The organism is Bradyrhizobium sp. MOS001, from assembly GCF_004634465.1.
GTDB classification, from domain to species: Bacteria; Pseudomonadota; Alphaproteobacteria; order Rhizobiales; family Xanthobacteraceae; genus Bradyrhizobium; species Bradyrhizobium barranii.
In genome coordinates, this window is sequence record NZ_SPVJ01000002.1 from 346,070 (window position 1) to 367,219 (window position 21,150).

Consider the following 21,150-nt stretch of genomic DNA (forward strand, 5'->3'; position numbering starts at 1 on the left):
TCTCCTTCGTCCTTAAGCCGGCTGATCTTCGGTCGCCTCGGCCTCTTCGGCGGGCTTGGCGAGATCGGCTTCGGTGATCCAGCCGGCCTTGACGCGGGCCTGCATGATCATGGCTTCGGCATCGTCACGGGAGATCTCGATACCGTCGAGCGCACCAGGGAATTTGGTCTGCTCGCCGCCTTCCTTGCGCTCGGTCCAGCCGACCAGATCGTCAGTGGCGCAGCCGGCGAGGTCTTCGACGGTCTTGATGTCGTTCTCGCCGAATTTCACCAGCATCTTGGAGGTGACGCCCGGCACGTCCTTGACGGCGTCCTCGACACCGAGCTCCTTGCGCTTGGCCTCGATCTCGGCCTCCTGCTGCTCGAGATATTCGCGGGCACGGTTCTGGAGCTCTTGCGCGGTCTCCTCGTCGAAGCCTTCGATGCCGGCGAGTTCCTTGAGGTCCACCATCGCGAGTTCCTCGACCGAGGTGAAGCCTTCGGACGCCAGCAGCTGGCCGACCACCTCGTCGACGTTGAGCGATTCCATGAAGACGCGGGTGGAGTTCTCGAAGTCGGCCTGGCGGCGCTCCGATTCCTCCTGCTCGGTCAGGATATCGATGTCCCAGCCGGTGAGCTGCGAGGCCAGACGCACGTTCTGGCCGCGGCGGCCGATCGCCAGCGAGAGCTGGTTGTTGGTGTCGGGCACGACGACCTCGATGCGCTCGCGGTCTTCGTCGATGACGACCTTGGAGACTTCGGCCGGCGCCAGCGCGTTGACCACGAAGGTCGCGATGTCGGGCGACCACGGGATGATGTCGATCTTCTCGCCCTGCAGCTCGTTCACCACCGCCTGCACGCGCGAGCCGCGCATGCCGACGCAGGCGCCGACGGGATCGACCGAGGAATCGCGGGAAATCACGCCGATTTTCGCGCGCGAGCCGGGATCGCGGGCCACCGCCTTGATCTCGACGATGCCGTCATAGATCTCAGGCACTTCCTGCGCGAACAGCTTCGCCATGAACTGCGGATGGGTGCGGGAGAGGAAGATCTGCGGGCCGCGGGTCTCGCGGCGGACGTCGAAGATGTAGGCGCGGACGCGGTCGCCGTTGCGGAACACTTCGCGCGGCAGCATCTCGTCGCGGCGGATGATGGCTTCACCGCGGCCGAGGTCGACGATCACGCTGCCATATTCGACGCGCTTGACGACGCCGTTGACGATGTCGCCGATGCGGTCCTTGAATTCCTGATATTGGCGGTCGCGCTCGGCCTCGCGCACCTTCTGCACGATCACCTGCTTGGCCGATTGCGCGGCGATGCGGCCATATTCCAGCGGCGGCAGCGTATCGGCGATGGTGTCACCGACCTGGGCGCCGGGATTGGCGCGCTGCGCATCCACCAGCGAGATCTGGTTGGAATGATTTTCGACCTTCTCGACCACCAGCATGTGGCGCGACAGCCGCAGCTCGCCCTTCTTCGGGTCGATCTCGGCATGAACGTCAGTCTCACTGCCGTAACGTGCCCGTGCCGCCTTGGCGATGGCGTCTTCCATCGCCGCGATGACGATGCCGCGGTCGATCGATTTCTCGCGCGCGACGGCATCGGCGATCTGGAGCAATTCAAGTCGATTGGCGCTGACTGCCATGGCTAGTCTCCTTCGTCAGGCTCGATCTCGCCCCGCCGCGCGCGTTCGGCGGCCAGGCGGTGCTTCTTCGTATTGGTCGGTGCCGGCTTCTTTTTTTGCGGCTTGGTGTTCTTGGTGATCTTCGCACTGATTTCCGCGTGCGGTGCAGCCGGCGGCTCGATGCCGAGATCGCGGCGCATCTGGCGCTCCTCGGCCTTGCCGCGGCGCATGGATTCCGCGATCAGCTCGTCGGTCAGCACCAAGCGTGCCTCACCGATGTCTTCCATCGTCAGGAGAACGTCGGGATTATCGTTCGCCTTGACGTCGTCGCGATGCAGGTGCACGCGGTCGCCTTCGACGGCACCAAGCATGCCACGGAACCGCTTCCGCCCCTCATGGGCGACCGCCATGTCGATCTTCACCAGATAGCCGGAATAGCGCTCGAAATCCGAGCGGCGCACCAGCGGACGGTCGATCCCCGGCGAGGAGATTTCCAGCCGATAAGCGCGGTCGATGGGGTCCGCGACGTCGAGCACGGGCGACAGCGCCCGCGAGATCGCTTCGCAATCCTCGAGCTGCATCGAGCCGTCCGGCCGCTCGGCCATGATCTGCACGGTGCAGCCGGCCTCGCCGGAGATGCGGATCCGCACCAGGCGGTAGCCCATGCCCTCGAGCACCGGACCTGCGACCGCAGACACACGTGCCGCCACGCCCGGCTCGACCACGAGCCTCGGCTCGGCCAGCAACTCGGCATCCGTGGAACCAGTGTTCGGTTCGGTCATATCAGGGGTCAAGGCGCTCGATGGTTAAGGCTTGGTTAAGGACTTGAACAGGTTAGGATCTGCAGAGCCTGTTTCGGAACTCTTTATCCCGGCAGCTCGCCGGGTCGCATATCTTCCACCAAGCCGCGTTCAGGTAATAAAAAAGAGCGGGTCCTTTCGGGCCCACTCTCACTACGCGGATCGTATGAGAAGATGAATTGGCGCTGATATAGCCCTTTCCGTCCTCCCGGACAAGGCCCATCGCGGGAAAGACGAGGCTTTTTGCGCCCGGCCTGTGGCCCCCCGCGCAACGCTTCCTTCATCTAGCAGGCCTAAATTCCCTGATTGTGGGGCGACTTGGACCAAGGGCGCACCCGCGGCGTGCCCTGTACGAGTTGCGTTTTCATGACCGCTGCCACGTCGCTCATTCCCGGACTGGACGAGATCGTCAAACGCGGCGACCCCCGGCGTCGCGGCGAGATCGCGCGCGCCATCGCCCAACTGTTCTTCCAGGACGCCGAGAAGCTCCGTCCTGATCTCGTCGATCTCTTCGACAATCTGCTGATCGATCTCGTTCCGCATGCCGAGCTTGCCTCGCGCGTCGACCTCGCCGAGCGTTTCTCGCGCCTGAACAATGCGCCGCCGCATCTGGTGAGCCAGCTCGCGCGCGAAAACGAGATCATGGTGGCGGGTCCTGTGCTGCGCCGCTCGCCGGTGCTCGACGACGCCGCTCTCGTCGAGATCGCGCGGCTGAAGGGTCAGGGCCATCTGCTAGCGATGACCGAGCGCCCCGCACTGTCGGCCGCCATCACCGACGTGCTGGTCGAGCGCGGCGATCGCGACGTGGTGCGTCGCGCCGCGGGCAATGCCGGCGCGGAGTTCTCGCAAGGCAGCTATTCCGAGCTGATCAAGCGTGCGTCGCAGGACGGCGTGCTGACGCTCAAGATCGGCCAGCGCAACGATCTCTCGGGCGAGCACCTGAAACAGCTGCTCGACGGCACGCTCGACGTCATCCGCCGCCGCCTCTCGAGCGTGGTCAATCCCGTGCGCCAGGTCGAGATCAAGCGCGCCATGGCGGCGATCGAGGAGGCCGCGCTGCCGCCGGGGCCGCGCCGCGATTTCTCGGATGCACAGCGCACGGTGCTGACCTTGCATCGCGAGGGTCATCTCGGCGAGAGCGCGCTGCTCGGCTTCGCCAAGGCGCTCAAATACGAGGAATCGATCGCCTCGCTCGCGGCGATGTCCGGTGTCCGCCTCTCGATCCTCGATCGCCTGGTCGCGGGCGACCGCTACGATCCGATTCTCATTCTGGGGCGCGTGCTCAATCTCGGCTGGCCCACGGTGCGCGCGCTGATCCTGATGTGGTACGGCCCGCATCGCACGCCGGCCGATGCCGATCTCGAGCAGGCGCGCGTGAACTTCACGCGCCTGATGCCGTCAACGGCCGAGCGCGTCGTGAAATTCTGGCGCAACCGCCAGACGATCTAATCAAAGTACGGATCTTCGTCGTCATGGCCGGGCTTGTCCCGGCCATCCACGTTCTTGCTGCCCACAGAAGGAAAGTACGTGGATGCCCGGGACAAGCCCCGGCATGACGATTATCGATGGATCGCGCGAAGAATCTATGCGCGCCTGAACCGCAGATACGTGGTCTTGCGCCCTTCGCGCGTGGCCTTCCTGCCGTAGCGCGTCATGGTGTAGCCGTCCCATGGCCGACGGAAATCATCGGCGCATTCGGCGAGCCACTGAAAATCCGTCGACCGCGACAGATGCATCAGCGTCCACGCGCAGTAATCGTCGATATCGCAGACGAAACGGAATTCGCCACCCGCCTTCAGCACGCGTGCCATCGCGGCGATGGTGCGGTCCTGGACGAAGCGCCGCTTCCAGTGCCGCCGCTTCGGCCAGGGATCGGGATGGATCAGGTCGATCCGCGACAGCGATGCCTGCGGCAGCCAGGCCAGCAGCTCGGCGGCATCGCCTGCGAACAGACGGATGTTGCCGATGTTGGCGGCCTCGATCTGCGCGAGGATCTTTGCCATGCCGTTGACATAGGGCTCGCAGCCGATGAAGCCGGTCGTGGCGAAGTTCTGGGCCTCGGCCGCAAGATGCTCGCCGCCGCCGAATCCGATCTCAAGCCGCACATCGTCGGCCGCGGAATCGAAGATCTCATTGGCATTCGCCGGCTTCTCGCCCTCGATGTCGAGTGAAAGATGCGGCAGTAGATGATCGATCAGCTCGGCCTGGTGCTGCCTGAGCTTGTGGCCCTTGCGGCGCCCGAAGAAGGCGCGCTCGCTATCATCGCGATCGGGATCTGATTTTCGTTCGCTCATCGCAGCGTCTGGTACAGGCGATGGAGCAGCCGCGCGCGCGGTTCGAGCGACGAGAGGTAGATCTGCTCATAATGGGTGTGTGCGCCCTTGCCGTCGACGCCGAGTCCATCGAGCGTTGCGGTGTGGGCGGCGGTGAAATTGCCATCCGAGCCGCCGCCGGTGTGAGTGTCGATCAGCTCGAAGCCGATCTCGGTGGCAAGCGACTTCGCGTGTTCGTACAGCGAGGCGCCTGCATTGCTCTTCTCATAAGGTGGACGGTTGAGCCCGCCCGTGACCTTGACGGTGACGCCATCCGTCTTCGATGTCAGCCCGAGGATCTTGCCGACGAACTCTTCCGCGTCGGCAAAGCTCGGCACGCGCAGGTCGACTTCGGCAAAGGCCTCCTCCGGCGTGACGTTGGGGCGCGTGCCGCCGCGCGCCACGCCGACATTCACCGTAACGCCGCGTGCCAGATCATTCATCGCTTCCAGCGCCAGGATGACGTTGGCAAGCTCGCGGATCGCGCTGCGGCCATCCTGGGGCCTCGTGCCGGCATGTGCGGGCACACCCTTGATGAATACTTCGAATCGTCCGACGCCCTTGCGTCCGGTGACGATCTTGCCGCCGTCGCGCGCGGGCTCCGTCACAAGCACGTATTTGGCCTTGCGCCCTTCCGCCTCGATCAGCGCGCGCGAGGTCGGGCTGCCGATCTCCTCGTCGGAGGTGAACAAATGGGTGATGCCGAGCGGCGAGCGGTCGCCGGCGGCGCAGAGCGCGCGAAAGGCGTGATGGGCGATATAGGCGCCGCCCTTCATGTCGTAGATGCCGGGACCGAACGCGCTGTCGCCTTCGACCTTGAACGGCAGGCGCTCGATGAATCCCATCGGGTGAACGGTATCGAGGTGGCTCAGCACCAAAATGCCCGGCCGGTCCTGGCCCCAGGTCGAGCGTGCAGCGAGATGATCGCCGCAGCCATCGACGCCGGCGACGCGCTCGAGCGTAACCGGCAGATCGCGGTATTGCTCCGCGACCACGGAGATCAGCTTGTTGACCTGTTCAGGTGTGTCCGTCGGCGTCTCGATCTCCACCCAGCGACGGATGCCATCGAGAATAGTTTGTGAATCGAACCAATTGGACTTGGTCATGAACGCATCTGTGCCTTTGAACCGCATCATCGAAGAGGGCGCGCACCAAAAACGCGCCCGCAAATGACGACATAGGCCAGATTTGACGCAGTCTCAAATCGGATTGAGCCGTCGCGTCAGCGTTTGTCGGGACCTTCGCGGGCGGCGATCTGCTCGACAAGATCGACGATCGAGCGGCGCATCTTCGAATCAGTGATTCGGGTGAACGCCTTGGTCAGAGCGAGACCTTCGGAGGTCGCGAGGAAGTCCGAGACATAGGAAGGCGAGGCGCCTTCGGCGAAGCCGTCCGGGCCGGCCACGCCGCTCGGTCCGCCCTCGAACAGGAACGACACCGGCACCTGCAGAATCTCGGCGATCTGCTGGATGCGGCTCGCGCCGACGCGATTCGTGCCCTTCTCGTACTTCTGGATCTGCTGGAAAGTCAGGCCCAAAGCTTCACCGAGCTTTTCCTGGCTCATGCCCAACATGATGCGGCGCATACGCACGCGGCTGCCGACATATTTGTCAACAGGGTTGGGCGCTTTCGACATTTCCTCAGCCTCCAAACATCACCTTCGGCGCAATCACAAGAATGCCTCCGGTGCCAGCAGCGTCAAAATCAAACCCTGTTATTGGGAAACATTGCGGAGAAATTTAGCAACGCCCACTGTCTTTTGCAGCCGGTGCAGAATGAGGAGGGCGCGTGCAGTCTGTCAACCGTGGGACTACGGTTGTCAAAGGATTCCGGTCGCGGCGGCCGCGAGGCGTGATCAGGGGTGCCGTTTGGCAACACGTCGGCGGACCGCCAGAAACACGGCCAGCGCAACGAGCATGGCTGCGGGCACGTCGCCCACCCGCGCATAGACGGTCGGCGGAATTGCGGCGGGCAGGTTTGCATCCAAAATGCCTTCGACGCCGAGGCCGAGGCTGGCAACGGTTCGTCCCACCGGATCGATCACCGCTGACACGCCGGTATTGGCGGACCGGACCAGCGGCAATCCGAGCTCGATTGCGCGCATCCGGGCCTGCTCGAGATGCTGATAGGGACCGGTCGATATGCCGAACCAGCCGTCATTGGTGAGATTCACGATCCAGCCCGGACGCTCATTGCGGCCGGCGACCTCGCCTGGAAAAATTGCTTCGTAACATATCAGCGGCAGCGCGGGCGGCGCGCCGGGCACCGATAGCGCATGTCGCACGCTGCCCGGAATGAATCCGCCGCGCACGCGCGTGAGTTGCTCGAAGCCGAGCTTCTCCATCAGGTCCTGGTAGGGCAGGAATTCGCCGAACGGCACGAGGTGCAGCTTGTCGTAGACCGAGAGCACGCTGCCGTCGTGATCGATCACGTAGATCGAATTATAGGCGCGCGTGATCGGCGTGCCCCGCGGCAGGTCGGGGGCGCGGACCGAGCCAGTAATCAGCACCGTGCCCTTCGGCAGCAGCTCGGCGATTTGCGCCATCGCGTCGGCTTCGCGGGTCAGGAAGAACGGAAAGGCGGATTCCGGCCAGATCAGGATGGTGGCATCGCGCACGCCGGTGGATTGCGGCCCCGAGGCGCGGTCCGACAGCGCCAGATATTTCTTCATCACCTCCGCCTTGGCGGCGTAGTTGAATTTCGCGTCCTGCTGGAGGTCCGGCTGCATCAGGCGCAGCTTCGCGCCCGCGACCATCGTGGTCGGATGCAGCGACAGCCGGATCGCGCCGAAGATGCTCATGACAATCAGAAGAGCAATCGCAGCCGCCGGCGCGCGCCATGCCGGGCGGCGATCGGGAGTACGGTCGATCAGAGCCGCGGGGCTTGCGAAGATCGCGATGCTAAGGAATGTCATGCCCCACAGGCCAATCAGCGACGCCGTCTGCGCCAGCGGCAGCGGCTCGGACAGGGCATAGCCGAACGCGTTCCAGGGGAAGCCGGTCAATGCGTGACCGCGCAGCCATTCGGCGATGGTGAGGCTTGCGGCCAGCGCGAGGATGCGCGTGGCATCCTTGGTCCAGAGCAGGCGGGCCAGCGCGAATCCGATCGCAGTGAAGATGGAGAGATAGGCCGGCAAGCCAAGCACGGCGAACGGTGTCAGCCACGCGAACACATCGGCGTCGACGAAGAAGGCGTAGCCGATCCAGTAGAGGCCGGGGACGAAATAGCCGAGCCCGAACCAATAGCCCGTCAGTGCCGCGGCGGGGACGCCGCGATATCGTCCGGCGCCCGCGCCGTCGATCAGCCAGACCAGCACCGGGAAGGTGATGAACAGCACCGGAAAGACATTGAATGGCGCCAGCGCCAGCACCGACAGCGCACCGCATCCCATCGCGATGAGCGCACGCTTCCATCCCCAGGTGAGGATGATGGCAAGCGCAATCTGCCGAAACCGCTGGAACGGGCTCACTGCGAACCGGTCCCGTCGCTTGGCGGCGGGACGGGCGTGTCGCTGGAAGGCGGTTGGCCGCTCTCCGGCGTGGCTTCGCGGCGGCGGCTCTCGCGCTGGGTACGCGGCGCAGGACGCTCCTTCCGTGTCGAGATGCGCAGCCGCTTGACGCGGCGCGGATCGGCATCGAGCACCTCGATCTCGTAATGGCCGGGGCCGGAGATCACCTCGCCGCGCACCGGCAGGCGCCCGACGAAGCTGACGAGATAGCCGCCGAGCGTCTCGACTTCCTCACCCGCCTCGCCGGTGACGAAATCCTCGCCGATCACCGTGCGGACGTCGTCGAGGCTGGCGCGGGCGTCTGCAATGAAGGCGTTGTCGGGCAGGCGCACGATCGAGGGCGGCTCGTCGCTGTCATGCTCGTCGTCGATCTCGCCGACGATCTGCTCGACGATGTCCTCGAGCGAAACCAGTCCGTCGCTGCCGCCATATTCGTCGACCACCAGCGCCAGATGAATGCGCGTGGCCTGCATCTGCGCCAGCAGGTCGATCGCCCGCATTGACGGCGGCACGTAGAGCAGCTTGCGGATGATGCGCGCATCCTGCAGCGGTAACGCCAGGTCGACCGTACGCAGGTCGAGGCCGGCCGGCAGCGGCTTCTTGCGCTTGGTTTTCGTGGCCTCGGACACCCGTGCGCGCGCGGTCATGAAAGCGAGCAGATCACGGATGTGGACGATGCCGACGGGGTCGTCCAGCGTCTCGTTGTAGACGACGAGGCGCGAATGACCGGCGCTCTCGAAGCGGTCCATCAACTCGCCGAGCGGGATGTCGCGCTTCACCGCGATGATGTCGGCACGATGCACCATGACGTCGGCGATGCGGCGCTCGTGCAGACCGAGGATGTTGCGCAACATGGTGCGCTCGACGGTCGAGAAGCCGGTGTCGTCGGGCGTCGTGGCATCGAGCACGACCTGGAGATCGTCGCGCACCGATCCCGCCTTCCAGCCGAACAGGGTGCGAATGGCACGCAGCAGCCAGCCTTCCGCGGTCGGCCGCATCACCTCGCCTGATGTCACCACGACCGGCAAATTGGCGGTATTGCGCGGATTGTCGTGAATAGGGTCGGAATCGGGCATCTCAATGCGTCCCCGGGCGGTCTGCATAGGGATCGGGTATGCCGAGATGAGACAGGATCTCTCGTTCGAGCGCTTCCATCTCCTCCGCGTCGCCATCGTTCTCGTGGTCGTAGCCGACCAGGTGCAGGAAACCATGCACGGCGAGATGGCTCAAATGATGATCGAACGGCTTCTGTTCCTCGTCCGCCTCGCGCCGCATGGTCTCGTAGGCGATCGCGATGTCGCCGAGCATGCGCGGCGCATCGCCTTCCTTCCACTCGCCCTCCGGCTGGAGCGCGGGGAACGACAGCACGTTGGTCGGCTTGTCGATGCCGCGCCAGTTGCTGTTGAGCGTGCGGATGCCGGCATCATCGGTCAGCATCACGGCCACTTCGGCGTCGGCAACGTCCTCGTCGACACTCTCGGCGGCGGCCGCCACCGCACGCTGGATCACCGCTTCGGAATCGGGCTCGCGCTGCCAGCAATCGGCAACGACGAGGACCTCGGTCATGGGAAGGTTTGGATGTGACATTGTCTTTGTTCGGAACGAAAAGGCGCCTGCGTCCGCGCCCGTATGGTCCGGTTGTTGTCTCGCTAGGATTTACCGGTGGCCGGCCGCTGCGGCTGCCCCTCATAGGCAGAGACGATTCGTGCCACGAGCTCGTGGCGGATCACGTCCTCGGCTTTGAAATGAACTTGTGCAATACCTTCGACGCCGCCCAGCAGGCGCGTCGCTTCCGCAAGGCCCGAAGTCTGGCCGTTCGGCAGGTCGATCTGCGAGGGATCGCCGGTCACGATCATGCGGCTGTTCTCGCCGAGACGGGTCAAGAACATCTTCATCTGCATCGACGTGGTGTTCTGCGCCTCGTCCAGGATGATCGCAGCGTTGGTCAGCGTGCGGCCGCGCATGAAGGCGAGCGGCGCGATCTCGATCTCGCCGGTCTGGAGCGCCCGCTCGACGATGCGCGCGTCCATGAGGTCGTAAAGCGCGTCGTAGATCGGACGGAGATACGGATCGACCTTCTCGCGGAGATCGCCGGGCAAAAAGCCGAGCCGCTCGCCGGCCTCGACCGCCGGACGCGACAGTATGATCTTGTCGACTTCCTTGCGCTCGAACAGCTGCGCGGCATGCGCGACCGCGAGCCAGGTCTTGCCGGTGCCGGCGGGGCCGATGCCGAAGACCAGCTCGTGGCGCTTCAGCGCGCGGATGTAGGAATCCTGCGCGGCAGTGCGCGCGCGCACCGGCCGCTTGCGCAAATTGATGCTGTCGAAGGTGGATTTGGCCGATTTGGCGTCGAATTCGAACAGCGAGCCCTGCGCGATCACGGCGCGGATCGCGCCTTCGACTTCGCCCTGGTCGAGATCCTGCCCCTTCACGGCCTGCGCGTAGAGTGTCTCCAGCACGCGGCGCGCGGCGTCGCAGCCGTCGCGCGTGCCGCCGATGGTGATGTGGTTGCCCTTGGAGTCGACCACGACGCCGAGCCGCCGCTCGATCTGGGCGAGATGCTGGCCGTAGGGGCCGACCAGCGCGGAAGCGGCGCGATTGTCGTCGAAGTCGATGACGACCTGCGTCTCGGGCGGAACTTGCATGTCGCGGTCAAATTTGCGGCTGGGAGCGAACGAAGACGAATCCGATGCGCTTTTTGGCAAGGGTTCAGGCTCCAATGGCTTGCGATAAAGCGGGCTCGCGCGCGTTACGCGGCGTCACGAGCTCACCGAGGAAACTATAGCGTTCGAGGCTGTCGATCCGGACCGGCAGGATCTGTCCGATGATGTCGGGCGAGGCCATCACATGCGCAGGTTGAAGGAAGGCAGTGCGGCCGACGATCTGGCCCTCCTTGCGGGCCGGACGCTCGAACAGCACATCGACCGTTGAGCCAATCGCGGCCTTGTTGAAGGCCGATTGCTGGCTGTCGATCAGTTCCTGGAGCCGCTCCAATCGCTGGTCCATCTCGGCGGGGGACACCGTCTCCTGCATATCCGCGGCCGGCGTTCCCGGCCGGGCGGAGTATTTGAACGAATATGCGGCAGCGTAGCCGATTTGCGTGACAAGCGCGAGGGTGGCGAGAAAATCTTGCTCGCTTTCGCCGGGGAAGCCCACGATAAAATCTGATGAAAAAGCAATGTCTTGGCGCGCGGACCGGAAACGGTCGATGACACGCCGATAATCATCGGCGGTATGTTTCCGGTTCATGGCGGCGAGAATCCGGTCCGAACCCGACTGCACCGGCAGGTGCACGAACGGCATCAGTTCACCGAGATCGCGATGGGCTGCAATCAAACTGTCATCGACATCGCGGGGATGGCTGGTCGAATAGCGCAGCCGCGCGATGCCGGGAATCTTCGCCAGGTGTTCGAGCAACCGGCCGAGCGGCCAGCTTGTCCCGTCCGGTCCCTCGCCGTGATAGCCGTTGACGTTCTGCCCGATCAGCGTGAGCTCGCGCACGCCGTTGTCGGCGAGCCGCTTCACGTCGTCGACGATCTTCGCCACGGGACGTGAGACTTCGGCGCCGCGCGTATAGGGCACGACGCAGAAGGTGCAGAACTTGTCGCAGCCTTCCTGCACCGTGACGAAAGCGGAAATGCCGCGCGCGCGAATCGCATCGGGTTTTGGCTGGGCCAGGAAGCCGAACTTGTCGGCTGCGGGAAACTCGGTCTCGATCGCACGGCCTTCGTCGCGCGCGCGCTTCAAAAGCTCCGGAAGGTGATGATAGCTCTGCGGGCCGACCACGACGTCAACCACCGGCGCGCGGCGCGTGATCTCCCCACCCTCGGCCTGCGCCACGCAGCCCGCCACCGCGATCTGCATCGCCCGGCCCCCGCGCGCGGCCTCGTCCTTGGCGACCCGCAGCCGGCCGAGCTCGGAATAGACCTTTTCGGAGGCCTTCTCGCGGATATGGCAGGTGTTGAGGATGACGAGGTCGGCATCCTCCGCGTTGGCCGTCTCCACGAATCCTTCCGGAGCCAGCGTGTCCACCATGCGCTGGGCATCGTAGACGTTCATCTGGCAGCCATATGATTTGATGTGCAGCTTGCGCGGCGGCGTCATGGAACCCGGAATTGAGGTGGAGGACGCCCCTCAGATATAGGCTGGAGGGGCGAAAATCCAGCGATTGACACCCAGTGGGGTGGTTCCTAGGCGCCCGCAAGGCGGGAGAACCCGGATTCCAGAGGTTTTGGCGCGAGATTCCGGGTTCATACGCGTTGCGTGTGCCTGGGAATGACGACGGGGCCGAAATCAGCCCGCCCGGGTGTTCCCCGCGACCCGCCGGACCAGGTCCGGCAAGTGCCGCATATCGTCGAACGTCAATCCGGCGCCGGCGGCACGCAGCCTCTCGGCGTGACCCGGCGGGCAATGGCTGCCGCCGTGAAAGCCCAGCACGCTCATCCCGGCGGCATGCGCGCCGGTCACTCCGGGGACGCTGTCCTCGATCACGACGCACCGTTCCGGCGCGGCTTTCATCCGTTCGGCGGCAAACAGGAACAGATCGGGTGCGGGCTTGCCGCGAGCGACCTGGCTCGCGGAAAAGATGTTCGGGGCGAGCAGGTCGTAGAGCCCGGCGCATGTCAGGCCGTGATGGATCTTCTCCGGCGTGCCGCTCGATGCGACGCATTTCGGCAAATCGATTGCGGCAATCGCTGCGGCCACGTGGGTGATCGGCTGCAAATCGCTGGCGTAAAATTGCAGCGTGGCCGCATTCACTTGGCTCTCAAGATCGTCGGGGAGGTTGTGGCCGATTTCCTGTTCGACCATCCGCCGCGCGTCTTTCTCGGATACGCCGAGGAAGCGGACCAGCACCTGCTCCGACGTGATCGGATAGCCGTGCCGTGTCAGCACGTCCGCATGTGCGCGACAGGAGATCACCTCGCTGTCCACGAGCACGCCGTCGCAATCGAAGATGATGAGATCTATAGGCACTACGGCATGATCCGGAAAAGTGTGAAGCGGTTTTCCGACAAGATCATGCCACTCAAGACGTCGGCTTGTCGTCGTCGAGCGGAACGCAATAGAGCTCGAGCCGGTGATCGACCAGCTTGTAGCCGAGCTTGCGGGCGATCTCGGCCTGCAGCTTCTCGATCTCCTCGGAGGTGAACTCGATCACCTTGCCGTCGCGCAGATTGATGAGGTGGTCGTGATGGCTGTCGCGCATCGTCTCGTAGCGCGCGCGGCCCTCGCGGAAATCATGGCGCTCGATGATGCCGGCATCCTCGAACAGCTTGACGGTGCGATACACGGTCGAGATCGAGATCTTGTCGTCGACGGCGACGCAGCGCCGGTAAAGTTCCTCGACGTCGGGATGGTCGACCGATTCCGCCAGCACGCGGGCGATGACGCGGCGCTGCTCGGTCATGCGCATGCCGGTGGCGGCGCAGCGAGCCTCGATGCCGGTCGCCTTGGAGGCGGAGGAAGGTTTAAGTCCAGTCATAGTGTGTCTGCCTGACGGGGGCGCTTTCTGCCATCAATGTTACGACAAGTCACGTCGCATCAGAAGTGCGTTCAATTGTTCCCCGTTGGGCTGCTTATAGTAGCGTTCGCGGCGCCCGACCACCATGAATCCGGCCCGATCGTAGAGCCGCCGCGCCGGCTGGTTATTTTCCTCGACTTCGAGAAATATTGTGCGCACGCCGCGCCCTGCGAGGTGGCCGAGATGCGTCATCAGCAGCGTGCCGGACAGCCCGCGGCCGCGGTGAGCCTGGTCGACCGCGATGGAGAGGATTTCTGCTTCGTCCGCGCCGATTCGCGAGACCGCGAATCCGATGGTCTTGCGGCCGAGCCGCAACCGGTGCACGAGCGTGTTGCGCTCGCCGATCATGCCTTCGAACTCGCCTTCGCCCCAGCCGCGGGCAAAGGATTGTCCGTGCAACTGCGCCAGCCGCGCGGCGTCGCGCGTGGAGGCCGGCTCGACGGCGGCCGTGCCGCCGCGCCACCATTCCGAAAGCCATCTCATCATGAGGTTGCGGCTTGTGCTGCGAACGGTGGCTGTGCGGCCGGCTTTGCGTCGGGCGCCTTCAGATAGAACGGCCGCGCCGGCGTGGTTTCGGGATTGGCCGCGGCGCCGAGCCAGGCGATCCAGCCGATGTCAGGCGCGGGCTGCGCGTCGACCGCAACGGGTTGCGGACCGTCCTTCGGCCAGCGATCGGCGAGGATCTTTGCGGCATTGCCGACCAGATGCGGCGCACCGAATTGCGAGGCCGCAATCGCCGCGTCAATTGGCACGACGCTCGGCCGCACCAGCGGGCTGCCGTCGCCGGCTACGATCTGGAAGTAGACGTGATCGTGCCGCGCATCGATCGCCGAGATCACCGGCGCCGTTCCGCTCTGGCCGACGACGGTGGCGGCATAGGCCGAAAGCGTCGTCAGCCCGACGGCGGGCCGCTTCGCCGCGAGCGCAAGGCCGCGCGCCGCCGAAATGCCCACCCGCAGGCCCGTGAAGCTGCCGGGACCGACGGTGACGGCGATGCGGTCGAGCGAGGTGAAGGCAAGATCGGCCGATTGCATCACGCGCGCGATCATCGGCATCAGCGCTTCGGCGTGGCCGCGCTTCATCAGAAGCGATTCCTCCGCAAGCAGCTGGCCGGCGTCGGTGTCGAGAACGGCGGCCGCGCACGCCTCCAGCGCAGTATCGATGGCAAGGATCAGCATCGAATCAGCTTAGTCGGTCGAGCCGCGGTCGAACCAGTCCAAGTTTGATTTCTCGACAGGCGCACGATCGGCCCCGTAATTCTACGTGGGCGCGAAGGCGACAAAATTTTCGCTCCCCATTTTCGATGCGGATGCATCAATTTGCAACCTTAGAGATAGCTAAGTGATTGAAATGTTGTCATTTTAAGTAATCATTAGCAAACCAATGACACCGTCAACGGGCGGGAGAGCGAGTCAACGACGACTCAGACGGGGCGCTTTGGCAGATCAAGCCGCGCCTGTTCGGTCATTTGGAAGGGTTCATTTATGTCTTTTTGGCGAAGCGGTTCTTCGGCTAGGGAGGCCTTGGCTCAGGTCATTGCACTCGGCAAGTCGCAGGCGGTCATCGAATTCAATCTCGACGGCACCATTATCACGGCCAACCAGAATTTCCTGGACGCGATGGGCTACCGGCTCGACGAGGTCGCCGGCAAGCACCACAGCATGTTCGTGATGCCGGAGGAGCGGGGCAGCGCGGCCTATCGCGAGTTCTGGGCGCAGCTCGGCCGCGGCGAATATCAATCAGCCGAATACAAGCGGCTCGGCAAGGGCGGTCGCGAGATCTGGATCCAGGCGTCCTATAATCCGATCATCGACGAGGCCGGCAAACCGGTGAAGGTCGTCAAGTTCGCGACCGACATCACCGCGCGCAAGATCCGCAGCCTCGAAGATGCCGGCAAGATTTCCGCGATCGGCCGCGCCCAGGCGGTGATCGAGTTTAATCTCGACGGCACCATCATCACCGCCAACGAGAATTTCCTGAGCACGGTGGGCTATCGGCTCGACGAGATCCAGGGGCAGCATCACAGCATATTCGTGGGGGCAGGTGAGCGCGATAGCGCAGCCTATCGCGAATTCTGGGCGAAGCTCGGCCGCGGCGAATTCCAGTCCGGCGAGTACAAGCGCTTCGGCAAGGGCGGCAAGGAGGTCTGGATTCTCGCTTCCTACAATCCGATCCTCGATGAGACCGGCAAGCCGTTCAAGGTGGTGAAGTTCGCCACCGACGTCAGCGCGCAGAAGCTGTCGAATGCGAATTTCGCCGGCCAGATCGAGGCGATCGGCAAGTCGCAGGCCGTGATCGAGTTCAGCATGGACGGCAAGGTTTTGACGGCCAATGAAAACTTCCTCGGCGCGCTCGGCTATACGCTGTCCGAGATCGTCGGCAAGCATCACAGCATGTTCGTGGGCGCCGACGAGCGCGACAGCGAAGCCTATCGCGCCTTCTGGGCCAGGCTGAACGCCGGTGAATTCCAGTCCGGTGAATATCAGCGCGTCGGCAAGGGCGGCCGGCAGGTCTGGATTCAGGCCTCCTACAATCCGATCCGCGATCTCAACGGCAATCCGTTCAAGGTCGTGAAATACGCCTCCGACACCACCGCCCAGGTGATCGCGCGCAAGCGCAGCGAAAAGGTGCGCGACATGATGGAATCGGTCGCCGCCGGTGCCGAGGAGCTCAACGCCTCGGTGCGCGAGATCGCGGAAGCCATGACGCGCTCGCGCGAGACCGCATCGACCGCGGTCGATCGGGTCGAGGCGGCGGACCATCAGGCGCAGCGGCTGACTCAGGCGGCGGAGTCGATGAGCATGATCGTGCAGCTGATCGGCAGCATCACCGGTCAGATCAATCTGCTGGCGCTGAACGCCACCATCGAATCCGCGCGCGCCGGCGAGGCCGGTCGCGGCTTTGCCGTGGTGGCATCTGAAGTGAAGAACCTCGCCAATCAGGCCAAGCAGGCGGCTGATCGGATCGAGCAGGAGATCGGCAATCTCAACGGCATCTCGGTCGACGTGGTCGCCGCGCTGGGGGCGATCCGGGGCGCGATCGAGGGCGTCAGCGAATATGTGTCGTCAACGGCCGCCGCCGTCGAGGAGCAGAGCACCGTCACCAGCGAAATGTCGGCGAGCATGCGCAAGGCCGCGGAAGAGGCGGCGAGCATCGGCCGGGCGGCGTAGGAGAGATCTCGTAGGGTGGGCAAAGCGAAGCGTGCCCACCTCTTCTTTTCGCGATGATTGCACGGTGGGCACGGCGCAAGCGCGCCTTTGCCCACCCTACGGCACTTCGCCTACATCGGCCGGACTTCGACCACGTCGGGCACGAAATGCTTGAGCAAATTCTGGATGCCGTGCTGGAGCGTCGCGGTCGACGACGGGCAGCCGGCGCAGGAGCCCTTCATGTTGAGATAGACGATACCGTCCTTGAAGCCGCGGAAGGTGATGTCGCCGCCGTCATTGGCGACCGCGGGCCGCACGCGGGTCTCGATCAGATCCTTGATCATGTCGACCGTCTCGGCATCGGACTCGTCGAAGAACTCATCCTCGTCGTCGAGGTCGACATCGCTTGGAGCCGCGCCATCGGCGAGCAACGGCGCGCCGGACATGTAGTGCTCCATGATGGCGCCGAGGATCGCGGGCTTGAGCTGCTGCCATTCACCGTTCGCCTTGGTCACGGTGATGAAATCCGATCCATAGAACACGCCGGTGACGCCGGGCACGTCGAACAGCTTTTCGGCCAGCGGCGAGCGCGTGGCCGCTTCGCGGCTCGAAAATTCCATCGGGCCGCCGTCGACGACGACACGGCCGGGAATGAACTTCAGCGTGGCGGGATTGGGGGTGGCTTCGGTTTGAATGAACATGGTTTTCTCCAGACGTCGCCGGTTCAAGGCCGGCGCGCAAGCTATCCAGTAGCAGATGGCGACGAGGAACGCACGGTCAAGGGGCGGGGAGGGCGTTTCGTTGCGATATCAGCGAGTTAGGACACTTTAATATTCCCGCGCCGTCATGGCCGGGCTTGTCCCGGCCATCCACGCCTTGCTTGGTGGCGCCAAGAACGTGGATGCCCGGGACAAGCCCGAGCATGACGGATATCTGGTTGGCCGCAGTCCAGATAGGGACGCCTACGACAGCGAATCCACGCTTCCGTCGCTCAGCGCGCCCGAGATGATCGTCACCGGCACCGGGAACGTGCCCAGTTCATGCGCCAGCAGCGAGACCAGCGGTCCCGGACCCTCCGCGCCGGGATTGGCGGCGAGCACCAGCATGGCGATGTCAGGGTCCTCGTCGATCACGGCGAGCAGTTGTTCCATTGCATCGCCTTCGCGGATCACCCGCTCCGGCGTGATCGCGGCGATGCCGTTGGCGCGGCCGGCGGCGCGGTCGAGCGCGGCTTCCGCCGCCTCCTGCGCCTCGGCGCGCATGATCTCGGCCACCCCAAGCCATTCCTGACTCTGCTGCTCGGGCTCGATGATGCGCAGCATGACCACGCCGCCGCCGGCGCGGATCGCCCAGCGGCTGGCATAGTAGACCGCGCGATCCCATTCGGCGGTGTCATCGACGATCACGAGGCATTTGGGCTTGTGACCCGGCTCGAAGCAAAGTCGCTTGCTGGTCATGCATGTCCCGGAATGTGCACGGCCGGCATGCTGCCACACTCCCTCACGCTTGGGGAGAGGAGAAGCGGCCGGCGCAGTGGGCGCCGGCCGGGTCTCGCAAATGCGGGGAATCAGCGCCGGCGGATGAAGCCGACGATGTCCTTCGAGAGCTTCATGGTCTCGTCGGCGATGGCGCGGGCCCGGTCGGCGCCATCGTTCAGGATCGCGTCGATATGGCCGGGGTCGGCGACGAGGCGCTTCATCTCGCCGGCGATCGGCGAGAGTTTTGTCACGCACAGATCCACCAGCGCATTCTTGAAGCTGGAGAACTGGCCGCCGCCGAATTCTCTGAGCACGTCGGCCTTGGAGCGGCCGGAGAGCGCGGCGAAGATACCGACGAGATTGTCGGCCTCGGGGCGCGCTTCCAGGCCCTTTTCCTCTGACGGCAGCGGCTCGGGGTCGGTCTTCGCCTTGCGCACCTTCTGCGCGATGGTGTCGGCGTCGTCGGTCAAATTGATGCGCGAATTGTCGGAGGCGTCCGACTTCGACATCTTCTTGGTGCCGTCGCGCAGGCTCATCACGCGCGTCGCCGGTCCCGTGATCAGCGGTTCCGGCAGCGGGAAGAACAGGCCGTCATTGGCGCCGAGGCTGCGGATCGAGTCACCAAAGTCGTTGTTGAACTTCTGCGCGATGTCGCGCGAGAGCTCGAGATGCTGCTTCTGGTCCTCGCCGACCGGAACGTGGGTGGCGCGGTACAGCAGAATGTCGGCGGCCATCAGCACGGGATAGTCGAAGAGGCCAACGGACGCGTTCTCGCGGTCCTTGCCGGCCTTCTCCTTGAACTGGGTCATGCGGCCCAGCCAACCCATGCGCGCGACGCAGTTGAAGATCCAGGCGAGCTCGGCATGGCCCGAGACCTGGCTCTGGTTGAACACGATGTGCTTTTTCGGATCGATGCCGCTCGCGATGAACGCCGCGGTCACCTCGCGGGTGTTGCGCGCGAGCTCGACCGGCCCGCCCCAGACGTCCACGCCTTGCGTGATCGCGTGCATGTCGACGACGCAATAGATGCAGTTGTGGGTTTCCTGCATCTTCACGAAGTTCACGATCGCGCCGAGGTAATTGCCGAGATGCAGATTGCCCGTCGGCTGGACGCCCGAAAAGACCCGTTCAACGAATGCCATGGTAAGTCTTCCTGGAAGGTATTCGGCCGTCGTTTCCAACAGCGGCGCTGCCCCGTCAAGGGTAATTCGATGGCGTCACGCCTCGGACTCGGTCCGGGCCGGGCGCTTCAGCACGTTAACCGCCTCGCGCCATGAGGCCGCGCCGAGGACCTGCAGGAGCACGCCATAGACGGCGATTCCGGCTGCGATCTGCACGCCCAGGACGATGAAGCGGATCAGCCCATGCGCCTCGGCGGGCGTCAGACCGGTCGTGAGCCAGAGCAGGGCGCCCATGGCAGCCGCGGCGAGCACGATCCGCGGCAGCCGGTTGCGGGCGGCCGCATCGACCGAGAAGCCGAACTCGCTGGTGCCTTTCCGCAGCAGCGAGATCGCACTGCTCCAGGCGCCGGCCGCGATGCTGGCAGCGATTCCGCTCGCGCCAAGGACGTGTCCGAGCACGACAGCGAGGGCGATCGCGACCACAAAGCCCTTGGCGGTCGCCAGCAGCGGCGTCATCGTGTCGCTGCGGGCATAGTAGGCCGGCGACAGCGCCTTGATCAGCACATGCGCCGGTAGGCCCAGCGCCAGCCACATCAGCGCATGCGCGGTGGCCGTACTGTCGTCCGCGCTGAATGCGCCATGCTCGAACAACAGCCGCACGATTGGTTCGGCCAGCACGACGAGGCCGAGCGTCGCCGGCAGCGCCAGCCCGGTTGCCAGTTCCAGCGCCCGCGATTCCGCATGCGCCACGGCGTCACGGTCGCCGCTACGCACCGCGCGCGTCAGCTCCGGCACCAGCACCGTGCCCATGGCGACGCCGACGATGCCGAGCGGCAGCTCGATCAGGCGGTTGGCGAAATAGAGCCAGGACACGGCGGAGGGCGTTGCCGAGGCGATGATCGCGCCCGCGACCATCAGCCATTGCGGGCCCGAGCTTGCGATCATGCCCGGGATGGCTTTGGCAAAGAAGGCGCGCATCTCCGCGTCGAAGCTGATCCGCAGCGGCGTCGCCAGTCGCGCGCTTCGCTGCGACAGCAGCATCAGCAATTGCAGCAGGCCGGCCACGCCGACGGTCGCCGCCAGCATCCATGCTGCGAAGCCGGCGTCGGCATGCCAGACGAGCAGCATCGCAATGGCCGCAATCAGCGCGATGTTGAACAGCAGCGGCGAGAATGCGGTGAGTGCAAAGCGCCCCTGCGCATTGAGCAGCCCCATCAGCACGGTGACAGGTCCGGCGAAGGCGAGATAGGGGAGCATCAGCCGCGCGTTCGCGACGGCAAGATCGAGCGTGCCGCTACCCAGAAATCCAGGCGCGATCACCGTGATGATCAGTGGCATCACAAGCGCGATGACGATCGAAATCGCGATCAGCGCCGCGCTGACCGTGCCGAGCACGCGTCCCGCGAAGGCGGAAGCGGCCGCTTCGCCATCACGGTCACGGACGCGTAGCCAGGCCGGGATCAGGGCAGCGTTCAGCGCCCCCTCACTGAGCAGCCGTCGCACCACATTGACGAGCTGGAACGCTGCCAGAAACGCGTCCGCCACCGCGCCCGTGCCCAACAGAGCGGCAATCATGGAATCGCGGGCAAAGCCGAGCAGCCGCGAGGCCAGTGTTCCCGTTGAAACTGTCAGGAAAGAGCGGATCATTGCGCCGACATA

Annotated in this window: 20 protein-coding genes; 2 read left to right on the plus strand and 18 right to left on the minus strand. The window is 64.6% G+C overall.

Annotated elements, in window-relative coordinates:
• Nucleotides 1-12 precede the first annotated feature (12 nt).
• Both nusA and rimP read right to left on the minus strand, forming a co-directional pair.
• Nucleotides 13-1,623 (minus strand): transcription termination factor NusA, encoded by a 1,611-nt coding sequence (nusA, locus tag CT676_RS05070; RefSeq protein ID WP_028150578.1) that lies wholly within the window; start codon nucleotides 1,621-1,623, stop codon nucleotides 13-15.
• 2 nt (nucleotides 1,624-1,625) lie between these two features.
• The gene (rimP, locus tag CT676_RS05075; protein ID WP_063980137.1) at nucleotides 1,626-2,384 is read right to left on the minus strand and encodes a ribosome maturation factor RimP; all 759 of its coding nucleotides are present in this window, start codon (nucleotides 2,382-2,384) and stop codon (nucleotides 1,626-1,628) included.
• Nucleotides 2,385-2,768: 384 nt separating this feature from the next.
• On the opposite strand from rimP, the gene CT676_RS05080 reads away from it, so the two are divergent.
• Nucleotides 2,769-3,851 (plus strand): DUF2336 domain-containing protein, encoded by a 1,083-nt coding sequence (locus CT676_RS05080; protein ID WP_135214071.1) that lies wholly within the window; start codon nucleotides 2,769-2,771, stop codon nucleotides 3,849-3,851.
• A 134-nt stretch (nucleotides 3,852-3,985) separates the two neighbouring features.
• Here CT676_RS05080 and trmB read toward each other — a convergent pair whose 3' ends face one another.
• The 12 genes from trmB to tsaB all read right to left on the minus strand — a co-directional run bounded on the left by trmB (nucleotide 3,986) and on the right by tsaB (nucleotide 14,921).
• Nucleotides 3,986-4,696, minus strand: coding sequence for a tRNA (guanosine(46)-N7)-methyltransferase TrmB (gene trmB / locus CT676_RS05085; protein ID WP_135214072.1), 711 nt, complete (start codon nucleotides 4,694-4,696; stop codon nucleotides 3,986-3,988).
• Entirely contained in the window at nucleotides 4,693-5,850 is a 1,158-nt protein-coding gene (locus tag CT676_RS05090; RefSeq protein ID WP_135214073.1) for a M20 family metallopeptidase, read from the minus strand. The genes trmB and CT676_RS05090 overlap by 4 nt, the downstream gene beginning before the upstream one ends.
• Before the next feature lie 86 nt (nucleotides 5,851-5,936).
• Nucleotides 5,937-6,350 carry a helix-turn-helix transcriptional regulator gene (locus CT676_RS05095; RefSeq protein ID WP_008131807.1) on the minus strand — a complete coding sequence of 138 codons (414 nt, stop codon included), beginning with the start codon at nucleotides 6,348-6,350 and terminating at the stop codon, nucleotides 5,937-5,939.
• A 219-nt stretch (nucleotides 6,351-6,569) separates the two neighbouring features.
• Nucleotides 6,570-8,183, minus strand: coding sequence for an apolipoprotein N-acyltransferase (gene lnt, locus CT676_RS05100; RefSeq protein ID WP_135214074.1), 1,614 nt, complete (start codon nucleotides 8,181-8,183; stop codon nucleotides 6,570-6,572).
• Nucleotides 8,180-9,298 carry a hemolysin family protein gene (locus CT676_RS05105; RefSeq protein WP_063980132.1) on the minus strand — a complete coding sequence of 373 codons (1,119 nt, stop codon included), beginning with the start codon at nucleotides 9,296-9,298 and terminating at the stop codon, nucleotides 8,180-8,182. The genes lnt and CT676_RS05105 overlap by 4 nt, the downstream gene beginning before the upstream one ends.
• Before the next feature lies 1 nt (nucleotide 9,299).
• The gene (ybeY, locus tag CT676_RS05110; RefSeq protein WP_223153827.1) at nucleotides 9,300-9,788 is read right to left on the minus strand and encodes an rRNA maturation RNase YbeY; all 489 of its coding nucleotides are present in this window, start codon (nucleotides 9,786-9,788) and stop codon (nucleotides 9,300-9,302) included.
• A gap of 83 nt (nucleotides 9,789-9,871) precedes the next feature.
• Entirely contained in the window at nucleotides 9,872-10,867 is a 996-nt protein-coding gene (locus CT676_RS05115; RefSeq protein ID WP_071908935.1) for a PhoH family protein, read from the minus strand.
• Nucleotides 10,868-10,931: 64 nt separating this feature from the next.
• Nucleotides 10,932-12,326 carry a tRNA (N6-isopentenyl adenosine(37)-C2)-methylthiotransferase MiaB gene (gene miaB / locus CT676_RS05120; RefSeq protein WP_028150587.1) on the minus strand — a complete coding sequence of 465 codons (1,395 nt, stop codon included), beginning with the start codon at nucleotides 12,324-12,326 and terminating at the stop codon, nucleotides 10,932-10,934.
• Between the two features lie 189 nt (nucleotides 12,327-12,515).
• Nucleotides 12,516-13,196: an HAD family hydrolase gene (locus tag CT676_RS05125; RefSeq protein WP_085405053.1), complete on the minus strand. Its 681-nt coding sequence runs from the start codon at nucleotides 13,194-13,196 to the stop codon at nucleotides 12,516-12,518.
• A gap of 52 nt (nucleotides 13,197-13,248) precedes the next feature.
• Nucleotides 13,249-13,704 carry a Fur family transcriptional regulator gene (locus CT676_RS05130; protein WP_028150589.1) on the minus strand — a complete coding sequence of 152 codons (456 nt, stop codon included), beginning with the start codon at nucleotides 13,702-13,704 and terminating at the stop codon, nucleotides 13,249-13,251.
• Nucleotides 13,705-13,743: 39 nt separating this feature from the next.
• On the minus strand, nucleotides 13,744-14,229 hold the full coding sequence (rimI, locus tag CT676_RS05135) for a ribosomal protein S18-alanine N-acetyltransferase (RefSeq protein ID WP_063980127.1): 486 nt from the start codon (nucleotides 14,227-14,229) through the stop codon (nucleotides 13,744-13,746).
• The gene (tsaB, locus tag CT676_RS05140) at nucleotides 14,226-14,921 is read right to left on the minus strand and encodes a tRNA (adenosine(37)-N6)-threonylcarbamoyltransferase complex dimerization subunit type 1 TsaB (protein WP_135214076.1); all 696 of its coding nucleotides are present in this window, start codon (nucleotides 14,919-14,921) and stop codon (nucleotides 14,226-14,228) included. Before tsaB ends, rimI begins: the two co-directional genes overlap by 4 nt.
• A gap of 306 nt (nucleotides 14,922-15,227) precedes the next feature.
• On the opposite strand from tsaB, the gene CT676_RS05145 reads away from it, so the two are divergent.
• On the plus strand, nucleotides 15,228-16,913 hold the full coding sequence (locus CT676_RS05145; RefSeq protein ID WP_167767946.1) for a PAS domain-containing methyl-accepting chemotaxis protein: 1,686 nt from the start codon (nucleotides 15,228-15,230) through the stop codon (nucleotides 16,911-16,913).
• Between the two features lie 110 nt (nucleotides 16,914-17,023).
• Here the strand turns inward: CT676_RS05145 and CT676_RS05150 are convergent, their stop codons facing one another.
• The 4 genes from CT676_RS05150 to murJ form a co-directional block, all read right to left on the minus strand.
• Nucleotides 17,024-17,593 (minus strand): NifU family protein, encoded by a 570-nt coding sequence (locus CT676_RS05150; RefSeq protein ID WP_085405056.1) that lies wholly within the window; start codon nucleotides 17,591-17,593, stop codon nucleotides 17,024-17,026.
• Between the two features lie 261 nt (nucleotides 17,594-17,854).
• Nucleotides 17,855-18,349: a universal stress protein gene (locus tag CT676_RS05155; RefSeq protein ID WP_063980124.1), complete on the minus strand. Its 495-nt coding sequence runs from the start codon at nucleotides 18,347-18,349 to the stop codon at nucleotides 17,855-17,857.
• 110 nt (nucleotides 18,350-18,459) lie between these two features.
• Nucleotides 18,460-19,512: a tryptophan--tRNA ligase gene (gene trpS, locus CT676_RS05160; protein WP_085405057.1), complete on the minus strand. Its 1,053-nt coding sequence runs from the start codon at nucleotides 19,510-19,512 to the stop codon at nucleotides 18,460-18,462.
• Nucleotides 19,513-19,587: 75 nt separating this feature from the next.
• Nucleotides 19,588-21,138, minus strand: coding sequence for a murein biosynthesis integral membrane protein MurJ (gene murJ, locus CT676_RS05165; RefSeq protein WP_085405058.1), 1,551 nt, complete (start codon nucleotides 21,136-21,138; stop codon nucleotides 19,588-19,590).
• Nucleotides 21,139-21,150: the final 12 nt, after the last annotated feature.